This window comes from Candidatus Cloacimonas sp., from assembly GCA_035403355.1.
Classification (GTDB): Bacteria; Cloacimonadota; Cloacimonadia; order Cloacimonadales; family Cloacimonadaceae; genus Cloacimonas.
The window spans coordinates 1-11,247 of the sequence record DAONFA010000012.1 but is presented as its reverse complement, the minus strand read 5'-3'; the positions used below and the strand labels follow the sequence as shown (position 1 = coordinate 11,247).

Sequence of the window (11,247 nt, the reverse complement as noted above, 5' to 3'; positions counted from 1 at the left end):
GATAGGAAAGCACAATGAATGAAACACTTAAAGAAGTAAAAATTCGCTCGCGAATGATGCCCGGAGCCCTTACCATAACGGGCTTTTTGGGTAATGATGAACGTCCTCTTGCGGAAATTATTGCTACCGATGAACAGGAATTAAAACGCCTGCATCGCAGTGTAAAAGAAATTACCGACAGGATGAAATACTTTTCCAACGCATCTTTTGATGCCTATAACAATACGGTTGTTATAGATGATACTTACGAAGTTCATACCGATACCAGCAAAGGGACTTTAACCTGCCCTTATGGACATGGCGGACTTTATCGCAAATATGTGACGACTTTAACTAACAGGAAAAATAACTTAACAGTGAGATGGAGCGCTATGGATATTCATCTGATTGAAGCGCACCATTTCTTTGAAGGAAAGGGTTCTCCTTATCGCTTGGAGCCGGAAATTCTGGTTAAAGCAATCTTCTAAAATAAGTAAAACGATACCCTCCGGCTACCCAAATCCGGAAGAACGACATCTTGTCGTTCATAAGAAACAAGTTAACGAGTTAGCAGGTTAAAGGTTAACAAGTGATGAAACCCCGAGCTGAATTAGTTCGGGGCTTTCTAAATCCGGAAGAACGACATCTTGTCGTTCATAAGAAACAAGTTAACGAGTTAGCTGGTTAAAGGTTAACAAGTGATGAAAACCCCCGCCGAATTAGTTCGGGGCTTTCTTAATCCGGAGGAACGACATCTTGTCGTTCACAAGAAACAGGTTAACGAGTTAGCAGGTTAAAGGTTAACAAGTGATGAAAACCCCCGCCGAATTAGTTCGGGGGCTTTCTTAATCCGGAAGAACGACATCTTGTCGTTCATAAGAAACAGGTTAACGAGTTAGCAGGTTAAAGGTTAACAAGTGATGAAAACCCCGGGCTGAATTAGTTTAGGGCTTTCTAAATCCGGAGGAATGACATCTTATCGTTCACAATAGTTACACTGTTACCCAAGCCGGGTGGTAATTTTTATCTTATTGGAGAAAGCAAAGTTTGCACCTGATTGTTAACCTCTAAAAAAGAGATATCCCCCTTGGTGCGTAAATTTTCTCCCTTCAGAAACCTGTTATATAAGCTGCTAATGTAATCTGCTATTGCTTCCGGGTTATTACTTACAAATCCGCTTTCTGTTTGGCAAATTAGTTTATATGCCTCTCCCTTGGGCTCTGAAATACATAGAATAGGTGTGCGCGCACCAATATATTCAAAGAGTTTGGTAGTTAGCATACCTTCGTTGCCTTCGTAATTATTGATAAACAACACTAAAAGCTCAGCGTTCACCAATTCTCGGAGTGCTTCTTTATGTGGTAAAAAAGGTATTTTCTGAACGGGGAAAGCAGTTGCAGGAAAATCTCTGGTACCGATAAGAATGAATTTTAGCAAGGGTAATTGCAACCGGGAAAGTGCTATCAGCAAAGGACTGGCATCTTGTCCGGCGGTAAGTTGACCTACATATTTAACCCGAAATATGTCTTTCCTTTGATAGCTTATATCTGCAAAGTCCTCAGGGTCAAAGCCATTATAGAGAACTTCTTGTTTTCCTGCCGGTAGGGCAGAGGCAATGCCTTCACTTACAATATAATTCAGGTCTGCACTCTGGATAATCTTCTTTTCCAGATACCGATGCAAAGCCATAGTGAAACGGCAGGGCGGATTTAGTTTCAGATAATATATTTCTGCCATCGGGTCACGAAAATCCGTTCTCCACTGAATGCCATAGCGTTTTTTTAGTTTCCACCCCACAAGATGCGTGGAATGGGGAGGACCGGTGGTAATTATATAATCAAATTTATCCTGGCGTAACACCCTAAGGGCACTTATATAAGCTGCGGGATTCCAACCAATACGCATATCGGGAACAATGAAGTTCAAACGCAGCCAATACAGAATTTTCTTTAGTATGCTATCGTTTTCTTTATTTTGAAGAGAGCCGTAAGGTAATTCCTTTTGTCCCAGAAAACTCCACAATTTACTAAAGCTAAAGGGCTTACTGCGGTAAACCTGAACGGAAGGAGGTATTTCAGACAGCAAGCTCTCATCCCGATAAGGATAATCTCCATCCAGAGTAGTTATTACCTTTAATTGCACCCCTTTTTTGGTAAGAATACGAATAAAACGCAGCCATCTTTGAACAGCTGCCCCTCCGCAAGGAGGAAAGTAATAGGTAATAAGTAAAATTTTCATTTCATCAGCAATTCCGCCAAACCCTTCCAGGAATAACATTTTGTGTATTCATCAATTGCCTGGTTCATATCCGGCTTATTTTGTAAGTGATTAATTATTGCCTCAGCCAGAGCGGAAGGATTATCAGGAGGAACAAGATAACCGGTTTTACCTTCAATAACATACTCTCCCAAGCCACCTACATTACTTGCTAAAACAGGAACTCCAAAACTATAGGAAGTAGCTATCACTCCGCTTTGAGAAGCACTTTTATAAGGTAAAACACACAAACAGGAGCTATTATAAAAATGCGAAATCTCAGGGTCGCTGATATAATGGAAATGGCAATCCACATTATTCTCAAGTCCCAATTTTTGAATCAGTTCAGTATAGATAGAGCTTTTACCATACACCTCGCCAGCTATAATTAATTTAACATCGGGAAAAGAATTTATCACTTCCGGCAATGCCTGCAGCAAAACATCCAGACCTTTATAGGGTTTTATCAAACCGAAAAAAAGTAGGGTATTTTCTTTCCGGGAATTGGTGGAAAAGTCATTATACATATCGTAGCAGGGATGATAACCCAACACCCCTTTTTTAGAGATATAAAGCGGTAATTTATGATGCAATTCATCAAGGGTAGCTTTACTTAGGGTAACTATTTTAGTTGCGGGCTTAAAAACATATTGCAGGAATTGTTTTTCGCCGAACCAACTTTCGTGGGAGGTAATATTATGTGCCAGAATTATTATTTTTGTATTTGACAGATGTCTTAAAATATATCCGTATGCCGGAGCAAAATAAGGTAAAAACCACGAAACGATGATTATTTCCGGCATGTATAGCTTTATTTGGTGGACGGTTTCTTTCCAGGTCTTGGGCAGCCAGGGAACCAGGGTTCGGTGATTGACAAATTCATTTGGGGAAAGTGCCTTGTCATACTGTCCTTTGCCCGGAAAAAGCAACTGCGGATATTGCTGTTTAAAATTAAAGAACTCTACTGTATGCCCCAAATCCTTATAAGCTCTGGCAAGCGAGATGGCAAAAAGGGAAATTCCCCCTCTGAAGGGTGGAGCGGGACCCAACATAGCAATTTTCATAGTAAACTCTGTTTAAAAAAGCGCTTCACTATATCGCAATCCTGATATTTTCCAAAAAGAGCCATCAATTTCAGTCGGGCTTTAACACCTTTCATATCTCCTGCAAGAATGCAACCAATTGATTCCAGATGCTTTCCTCCACCTTCATAACCGTATTCAGGCAAAACTCTTCCGGTATAGGTTCTGGAAGTTATTACCACCAATACATTCTTAGCGATTGCTGCTTCAAGATCAGGAATAATTGTATTCGGTAAATTGCCGCGTCCGAATGCTTCAATAACAATTGCTTTCACTCCTTTTTCCAGGCAACAGCGAATAAATTTACCATCCATTCCGGCTACGGCTTTAATCAATTCTACTCTGGTATCCAATTGTTCCGTCCAAACATTTTCCCGATATAGCGAAACCCGATGATAAATAATGGTATCGGGGTCAACATAACCGATAGGACCATATCCGGGAGAAACAAAGGCATCAAGTTTGCCGGTATCGGCTTTTACCACATCGCGAGCTGTGTGAATCTCATCATTCATCACAACCAGAACGCCTTTATCCATAGATTCCGGATGACTGGCAACGCGAACGCTGCCAATTATATTCCGTGGACCGTCCAAACCGATTTCGTTGCCGGAACGCATTGCCGCAGTAAAAATAACGGGTTTGCGGGTAGTTAAAACCAAATCACATAAGAAAGCGGATTCTTCCAAAGTGTCCGTTCCGTGAGTGACAACAACGCCATCATAATCAATTATTTTCAGGTCTATCAATTCAGCCAGTTCAAACATCATTTCAGGTGTCATATAGGGACTGGGGATATTTAAATAGTCCATCACTTCTACATTGGCAACACTATCAAGCTGAGGAAACTGCCTCAGGAAATTACCAAATTCGGGGCTGGGAATAACTCCGGCAGGGTCAGTTGCCTTCATTGAAATTGTGCCGCCGGTAAGAATAATAAGGATGTTTTTACTCATAATTTCTCTTTTTCCATTTAGTTACGATAGGGAATAGGATCGCTTATTCCTGCCTGTTGAAATGCCTTTTTACGCAAGAGACAGCTTTCGCAAACACCGCAGGCAATATCATTATCAGTATAGCAGCTCCAGGATAGATGAAAAGGAGCTTTCAGTTCAGTTCCCAACTGCACAATTTCTGCCTTGCTATGATGCAAAACGGGGGTTATTATAGCTATCGGAATTTCGCCTTTTGTTCCGGTAGCAATCACTTTCGCAAATGCCTTAAAAAAAACCTCCCGGCAATCAGGATAACCGGAACTATCTTCTTCCACTGCTCCAATATATATCTTTGTAGCATTTATCACTTCTGCCCAGGCAACTGCAGCACTAAGAAAAATAGCATTACGAAAAGGAACATAGGTGCAGGGAATCTTGTTAGCTGCAATTTCACCGGTAGGAACAGACAGATTGCCATTAGTTAAAGCAGAGCCGCCAATTTCCTTTAACCAGGGATAGTTAATTGTTTTAGCTTGCACAGGTTGATAGTAATCTACCAGCTTTGAAAAACAAGATAGTTCCTTCTTTTCGGTTAGCTGACCGTAATTAAAATGCAGAAAATAGACATTATCACCTTCGGCAACTGCATAAGCAGCTGTAACCAAAGAATCCATTCCTCCGCTTAATAAGACAATTGACCGAGCCATAAATAATATCCTGTTTATGAAATTTATACTATTCTATAGTAAATGCGCTTTGTGTCAAGTGCAGATTTAGATAGCTCACCCATTTACCACAGTTTTGTATAGATAAATTAGAATTCCGGTCAGAGGGTTTAACCCTGATTAATCCGGGTTATGCTTATAGCAGAGAAAAACCTGATTGAATAATTGCCTTCAGTTCTGTGATACTATCGGTATGATTGATTTTATTGCGCAATTCTGAACTTCCTAAAATTCCTTTGGTGTAAAAACAAAGCCGGGAACGCAATTCGCGCACAACAACCTTTTCCGGTTTATAGAGCAAAGCTTTATCTATGTGGTTAAAAATGGTTTTGACGATTTCTTGTCGGGTAACGGGATGATAGGTTCCTTTAGAAATCAGTTCTCGGCATTGAGCAAAAAGCCAGGGCTTTCCTAAGGCAGCTCTACCAATCATTATTCCGTTGCATTTTGTTTCAGTTAGCATTTGTAAAGCATCTTCCGGGGACTTGATATCGCCATTTCCGATTACTGGAATTTGCACCTTTTGTTTCAGGATTGCAATTTGTTCCCAATTACTTGAACCAGAATACATTTGATGCGCTGTTCGGGGATGCAGGCAAAGAAAATCAGCTCCGCTATCTTGCAGCAGCAAACCAAAATCCAGGTAGTTCTGATTTTGAAAATCCCATCCGCTACGGAATTTAACGCTAAGAGGGATAATACCTTGCAGCGCGATTTTTGTTTCCATAACAATTTGTGATGCCAGAGCAGGGGTTTGCATCAAAGCAGAACCTGCTCCTTTACGAACAACTTTTTTTACAGGGCAGCCCATATTGATATCAATGAAATCCGGCTTATAAGGTATTAATGCAGCAGCGGCTTTTGCCATAACTAAAGGTTTACTGCCAAAGATTTGAATGCCAAAAGGGTGTTCGGTTTCTTCAAAATCAACATATTGCAAAGTTTTGGCGGAATCCCTTATCAAACCATCAGCGCTGACCATTTCGCTACATAAAACTTCTGCTCCCCAGTTTTTACATATTTGGCGGAAGGCAGAATCGGTGTAACCAGCCAGAGGAGCTAAAAAAAGAAGGGGTTGGGTAAATAGGTTAAGGGTCATTTATTGGCGTATTTAGCTTTAATGGATTCAATATTAACCTCATCAATATATTTCTTATCCATATAGCGTTCAGCATATTCTTTATAAAGTCCGCTATCCATAAAGAAATCAACCAGATTTTTATCCAGATGACCGTCTTTAACCATAAAGCCCATAATAGTTAAGGATTCGCTTAAGGTTTTAGCCGGTTTATAGGGTCTGTCAGTAGCGGTTAATGCCTCAAAAATATCTGCTACAGCCAAAATGCGTGATTGTAACGGTAAATTTTCCGCTTTGTAACCATTGGGATAGCCCTTTCCATTAAGGGCTTCATGATGGGTAGAAGCATAGAAAGCTACATTTTCATACTTTTTGGGGAACGAAAGTTTGGAAAGCATTTCCCAGGTGATAGCAACATGGTCTTGCATAATTTTCATTTCTTCAGTGGTTAAAGTTCCTCTGCCTGGAATCATCATATTTTTCTTTTCATTTTCGGTAAATACGAAGTAATGATTTCCTTCGTATTCAAAGTTAATGTTACTGATTTTTTCTACCCGTATCAGGTCTGCCTGGTCCACAAATTCTTTTCCTTCGTTCAGTTTAACCAGGAAATTGATAATATCAGCGAAATAGTTCTTAAAATCTGCAGGTTCCATTTCACTGTCTATATTATTGTGCACAAATGCAGCAAAGTTATATTCGGTTAATTGGGTTTGCAGGTATTTAAGCAATAATTCCATTTTTTCCAAACGCAATTTTATCAGTTCAATGCGGTCGCAAATTGTTTCCAGTTTTGTGCTTTTATCCATAATTGCTTCAGGGGTAACAATTTTACCTACATCGTGCATCCAACCAGCCATAGAAATCTCTTTCAGTTCGTTTTCACTGAATTTGCGTCCCTGAAAATAATTGTCCCCGGCTTCATTGATTTTATTAGCCAGCATTTCAGTTAGCAAAGCTACCCGGGTAATATGATTGGAAGAATATTTGGATTTTCTTTCAATAGCACCGGCAATAGAACGAATAAATTGATTCAATAGTTCTTCCAAGCTTTCAATCAGTTTCTTATTGGATAGGGCGATTGCTGCTTGAGAAGCAAGGGAAGAAAGCATTGCCTTATGCTCATCGGTAAAAGAAATAATGTTTCCTTCCGTATCCATAGCATTGATAAATTGAATCACGCCTAAAACAGTATCTTCATGGTTTTTTAAAGGTATAGTCAGCATAGATTTGCAGCGGTAGTTATTTTCTTTATCGGTTTTAATAGTGCCGCTAACATCATAACCTTCAGCTTCATAAACATCGTCAAAATATAAACCCTGTTTGTGATGATAGACATTAGTAACAATTTTGTTATCTACCGGTTTGTGTTCTTCATCGTAAAGGTCAATACTTTTCCAGTTTACGGGTCCCCGAGTTCCTCCCTTGCGCAAGTTTAAAGTTGCATTATAAACAATTTCAAAATGAAGCTGGGTTGCATCCTGATTAACCATATAAATAGTAGCAGCATCTGCTCGGGTAAAGGAAATTCCCTCTTCCAGAATCATATCAAAGATTTTATCCAGGTCTGTCTCTGAAGAAAGGGATTCGCCTATACGGGTTAAGCGTTGAATATGCAATAATTGTTCTTCCGCCAGGTTTGTGATACTTTCTACCACATTATTGAGCATTTTGTTGATTTGATAATTGGAGCTGAAAATGTAATTCATTGTGCTTACTCCTAAATTCGTTTAAATAACATATATTGGGGTTCAAAACCTTGTCGCCTTTGTTCGGATTCATACCAAGTGGTAATATGTTCCCTAAAGGGAGATTGATTAAGTAATAGATTTTCAAAAACAGAAATAAAACTGGGATGAGCCAAAAATTCTTCCACGATCCAAGTGGCATAATCACTATTATCGGTAGTAATTTGTATCTGTGCCATGGGCTTTAAGATGATTGCCAGAGAGCTTAAAAAATCCTGTTGAATAAGGCGGCGACGGTGATGTTTTCTTTTGGGCCAGGGATCGGGATATTGAATAAAAATACCTGAAACTGATTCTGCAGGAAAGAGCTGAGAAATTGAGGAATCTACATAATAACGCAAGAGACGGACATTGGAATTTTGCTCCGGGTTCAATTTTTTCAAAGTATTGTTAATTCTTTTATCTGCGGATTCCAAACCGATAAAATTATATTCCGGATGTAAGATAGAATAGCGGGAAATAAATTCGCCTTTACCACATCCAATTTCCAAATAGAGAGGATTGGACTTAGGAAACAGGTTATGAGGATTTAAGCATTGATATTTGCCCTGATCATTAACCTGCAGCGAAAGGACAAAGAAATCTCTGTCAGAAATCATCGTTTTCTTCTACATTGTCCTTTTTTGCTATAGCCATATCTTTAATATCCTTGCGCGTTATAATTAATATAGCCAGAGAAATGCCCACTCCGATGAAAATAAATAATACTAAAGCATTAAGGAATAAATCCCTAAAAGTATTTTCGGCATTGGGCTGCTTGATTAATGCCATCAATAGTTTTAAATAGATAGCAAAAACAAAAGCTGAAGTAAAAGAAAAGATTAAAGTGCGCAATCGGATTAGGGTTTTGGCTAAATAGGTATAGCGTAAAATAAGCCACAACAAAAAACCGCAAGCCAAATTGAGCAAAAAAAGCAAGACCAAGCTGAGCTCCGTTTTAAAGCGCAGTAACATTAAAAGACCGTATAAAAGGGGGATAAAGATTTGTAAACCTAATAAGATGTTCTTAGAGAAACAATAGTAGGCAATAGCTAAAATTCCAATAAAGAAGCTGAGAGCTAAATTTATCTCTGCCTGACTAATGTCTGTTATTCCTTTATTATTAGTGTATGCCATATAACTTCCCGAATATAGCAAACCCCCTAAAACTGCTGCTATTATCGGAAATAACAACAGTAAAAAATACCTTGGTAATATTTTCGTGCGTGCCATTCAAAAACCTTCGTTTTTATTCTCTGAACAGTATTTAGAACCGGTCAGAAACAAATTTTTATTGACTTCCAACCCCTAAATACAAATTTAACACACTTGCTTAGAATGTCAATAGAATATTTGAAAATGGAGACCAAAAATGCTAAACATAATGAAAAACCTGAAAGAAAAACTCTCTAAAGCCAATAGCAGTTTTATCGGGAAAATATCGGAGACAGTTAAAAAACGCAAAGTAATTGATGACGAAATGTTTAATGAAATAGAAGAAATTTTGCTTCGCTGCGATACCGGAATTGAAATGACGGATATCATTCTTACGCGCTTTAAAGAACAATTGAAAAAGGATAAAGTTAACGACCCGGAAATTGCACAAATATACTTAACCGATGTAATGAGAGATATTTTACTCGCCGAGAATGAGGACGCTCCCGATTTCTTTACTGTTCCTGATATTAAACCTTATATCATTGTTTTTGCAGGGGTGAATGGAACAGGAAAAACCACAACCATCGGGAAAGTTGCATATAAATTTTCGAAAATGGGGAAAAAGGTCTTAATTGTGGCTGGAGATACTTTTCGGGCTGCCGCTATTGAACAAATAGCTATTTGGGCTGATCGCGCCGGAGTTTCCATCGTTCGTTCTCAACCGGATAGCGATCCGGCAGCGATTATTTATGATGGAGTAAATTCAGCTCTGGCTCGTGGTTATGACATTGTTTTAATTGATACAGCAGGCAGGCAGCATACTAAAGAGAACTTGATGAAAGAACTTAGTAAAATTGATAGAACTATCAAGAAACTTGTTTCCGATGCACCTCACGAAACGATTTTAGTAGTGGATGCCACAACAGGACAAAATGCCGTTTCCCAGGCAAATAATTTTGACAAAGCAATAAAATTAACCGGAATTGCTCTTACCAAATATGATGGAACTTCCAAAGGGGGAATTATCTTTAATCTGAAACATAACTTGAAATTACCGGTCAAACTTTTAGGCGTGGGTGAAGGCATAGAGGATTTGATGCCTTTTAAAGCAGTGCCTTTTGTGAAAGCGTTTTTTGAAGAATAGTTTTTTTAAGCACGGAAGAGAACTCTATCAATTTATATCATATCTTGAAGGCAAAGACCATTTTTTATGCTTTGCCAGCGGGGTTAAAAATCCAATGCAGATAAAAAACAAGTGCAGCTATAAACTGACACCCAAAGCTGCAAGAAGTGACACAAGGGGAAAGTGGGGATAAGGCTTTGATTGGTGGCGAGATACGATGGACTGGCTTTGGAAATGTCCAAGCGCCTATTTGGACGTTTTTGGACTGTTTGCTGACACTATTACTGCAAATTAGCGAGGCGTTTGGACAGGCTTTGGAAAGAGCAGTTGGGAAAATGGAACTTTGAAATTAGAAAAAGCGCAATTGGAGTGCGATTGTGCCGATCAGGAAAGCTCCGTAATTCCAATCTGAGTCTAAAACAAGAACCGGGTAGTCTATATTAAATGGTTGGAGGATAATCTGTTGCCTGTGGTGGTCGATCTGCACCTTCTTGATGGTGAGACCATCGTCAGTCCTTACAACTGCAATTTTGCCATCGGCATTTTCCCAGCTTAGATCGCTCTTGATGACCACGATGTCCTGATGCTGGATCACAGGCTCCATGCTCTGTCCATTTACTTGAAAGACAGTATATTGCTTGGGGTTGCCGGGCAGGAATGAGACTGGCAACTGAATCTGACCCATCTGACTCCACTCGTCCTTGATCTCCATGGGAGGTCCGGCAGCTATCTCACCCACTATGGGAAAGGTGATAGATCTAGCTGGATCGAAGTCCTGATCGGTTATTGGATGCAGGATTGGAGATACTATTGAAGGGGTTGAGTTATCTGTATTGGTTTGCATAATGGGCGTCTGATTGGACTGGATGAGCTCTTGAAACTCGTCTTTGGCATACATGGAGCCGTTTCCCGTAAAGAGCCAGTGGAGGTTGATCTGATCTTTGGAGAGGGATTCCAAGAACTCTGGATCAGGGTATCTCTCGTTCAGTTTGTAGCGAGAAAGCGAGGCACGGGAGATGCCATACTTATTGGCAAACTGGTAATCCTTGAGTCGCATTGCCTTAATTACCAAGCTAAGGCGTTGTCCGATAGTCGGTTTATTCATCATGGTCTCCATACAGTAACTTTGGCATTGACTATATCCGCATGGCTGCAAGATTAGTTCCAGATGCCATTCTGCTGCA

Annotated in this window: 11 protein-coding genes; 2 read left to right on the top strand and 9 right to left on the bottom strand. The window is 39.7% G+C overall.

All coding sequences use genetic code 11. From position 1 onward, the window contains the following. Positions 1 to 14: 14 nt before the first annotated feature. The gene (locus PLE33_04480; GenBank protein ID HPS60498.1) at positions 15 to 467 is read left to right on the top strand and encodes a hypothetical protein; all 453 of its coding nucleotides are present in this window, start codon (positions 15 to 17) and stop codon (positions 465 to 467) included. 535 nt (positions 468 to 1,002) lie between these two features. Here the strand turns inward: PLE33_04480 and PLE33_04475 are convergent. The 8 genes from PLE33_04475 to PLE33_04440 form a co-directional block, all read right to left on the bottom strand. Beyond that, entirely contained in the window at positions 1,003 to 2,256 is a 1,254-nt protein-coding gene (locus PLE33_04475; GenBank protein ID HPS60497.1) for a glycosyl transferase, read from the bottom strand. Beyond that, positions 2,214 to 3,299 carry a glycosyltransferase family 4 protein gene (locus PLE33_04470; GenBank protein ID HPS60496.1) on the bottom strand — a complete coding sequence of 362 codons (1,086 nt, stop codon included), beginning with the start codon at positions 3,297 to 3,299 and terminating at the stop codon, positions 2,214 to 2,216. The genes PLE33_04475 and PLE33_04470 overlap by 43 nt, the downstream gene beginning before the upstream one ends. Next, positions 3,296 to 4,273, bottom strand: coding sequence for an asparaginase (locus PLE33_04465; GenBank protein HPS60495.1), 978 nt, complete (start codon positions 4,271 to 4,273; stop codon positions 3,296 to 3,298). Before PLE33_04465 ends, PLE33_04470 begins: the two co-directional genes overlap by 4 nt. Positions 4,274 to 4,290: 17 nt before the next feature. Then, positions 4,291 to 4,959 (bottom strand): 7-cyano-7-deazaguanine synthase QueC, encoded by a 669-nt coding sequence (queC, locus tag PLE33_04460; protein ID HPS60494.1) that lies wholly within the window; start codon positions 4,957 to 4,959, stop codon positions 4,291 to 4,293. 154 nt (positions 4,960 to 5,113) lie between these two features. Further along, positions 5,114 to 6,076 carry a tRNA dihydrouridine synthase DusB gene (gene dusB, locus PLE33_04455; GenBank protein HPS60493.1) on the bottom strand — a complete coding sequence of 321 codons (963 nt, stop codon included), beginning with the start codon at positions 6,074 to 6,076 and terminating at the stop codon, positions 5,114 to 5,116. Continuing rightward, a complete protein-coding gene (locus PLE33_04450) occupies positions 6,073 to 7,764 on the bottom strand; it encodes an HD domain-containing phosphohydrolase (protein HPS60492.1) in 1,692 nt (563 codons plus the stop codon). Before PLE33_04450 ends, dusB begins: the two co-directional genes overlap by 4 nt. Positions 7,765 to 7,775: 11 nt before the next feature. After that, positions 7,776 to 8,402 (bottom strand): tRNA (guanosine(46)-N7)-methyltransferase TrmB, encoded by a 627-nt coding sequence (gene trmB / locus PLE33_04445; GenBank protein ID HPS60491.1) that lies wholly within the window; start codon positions 8,400 to 8,402, stop codon positions 7,776 to 7,778. After that, a complete protein-coding gene (locus PLE33_04440) occupies positions 8,392 to 9,015 on the bottom strand; it encodes a hypothetical protein (protein ID HPS60490.1) in 624 nt (207 codons plus the stop codon). Before PLE33_04440 ends, trmB begins: the two co-directional genes overlap by 11 nt. 139 nt (positions 9,016 to 9,154) lie before the next feature. Between PLE33_04440 and ftsY the strand changes: the two genes are divergently transcribed. Beyond that, on the top strand, positions 9,155 to 10,084 hold the full coding sequence (ftsY, locus tag PLE33_04435; GenBank protein ID HPS60489.1) for a signal recognition particle-docking protein FtsY: 930 nt from the start codon (positions 9,155 to 9,157) through the stop codon (positions 10,082 to 10,084). Positions 10,085 to 10,412: 328 nt separating this feature from the next. Here ftsY and PLE33_04430 read toward each other — a convergent pair. Next, positions 10,413 to 11,247 (bottom strand): S24 family peptidase (locus tag PLE33_04430; protein ID HPS60488.1); only part of this gene is annotated, 835 nt, incomplete at its 5' end.

What these genes read in the sequence shown, in the direction of transcription:
- PLE33_04480 (HPS60498.1), top strand. Translation starts at nt 15, where the DNA reads ATGAATGAAACACTTAAAGAAGTAAAAATTCGCTCGCGAATGATGCCC.
- PLE33_04475 (HPS60497.1), bottom strand. Translation starts at nt 2,256, where the DNA reads ATGTTATTCCTGGAAGGGTTTGGCGGAATTGCTGATGAAATGAAAATT.
- PLE33_04470 (HPS60496.1), bottom strand. Translation starts at nt 3,299, where the DNA reads ATGAAAATTGCTATGTTGGGTCCCGCTCCACCCTTCAGAGGGGGAATT.
- PLE33_04465 (HPS60495.1), bottom strand. Translation starts at nt 4,273, where the DNA reads ATGAGTAAAAACATCCTTATTATTCTTACCGGCGGCACAATTTCAATG.
- queC (HPS60494.1), bottom strand. Translation starts at nt 4,959, where the DNA reads ATGGCTCGGTCAATTGTCTTATTAAGCGGAGGAATGGATTCTTTGGTT.
- dusB (HPS60493.1), bottom strand. Translation starts at nt 6,076, where the DNA reads ATGACCCTTAACCTATTTACCCAACCCCTTCTTTTTTTAGCTCCTCTG.
- PLE33_04450 (HPS60492.1), bottom strand. Translation starts at nt 7,764, where the DNA reads ATGAATTACATTTTCAGCTCCAATTATCAAATCAACAAAATGCTCAAT.
- trmB (HPS60491.1), bottom strand. Translation starts at nt 8,402, where the DNA reads ATGATTTCTGACAGAGATTTCTTTGTCCTTTCGCTGCAGGTTAATGAT.
- PLE33_04440 (HPS60490.1), bottom strand. Translation starts at nt 9,015, where the DNA reads ATGGCACGCACGAAAATATTACCAAGGTATTTTTTACTGTTGTTATTT.
- ftsY (HPS60489.1), top strand. Translation starts at nt 9,155, where the DNA reads ATGCTAAACATAATGAAAAACCTGAAAGAAAAACTCTCTAAAGCCAAT.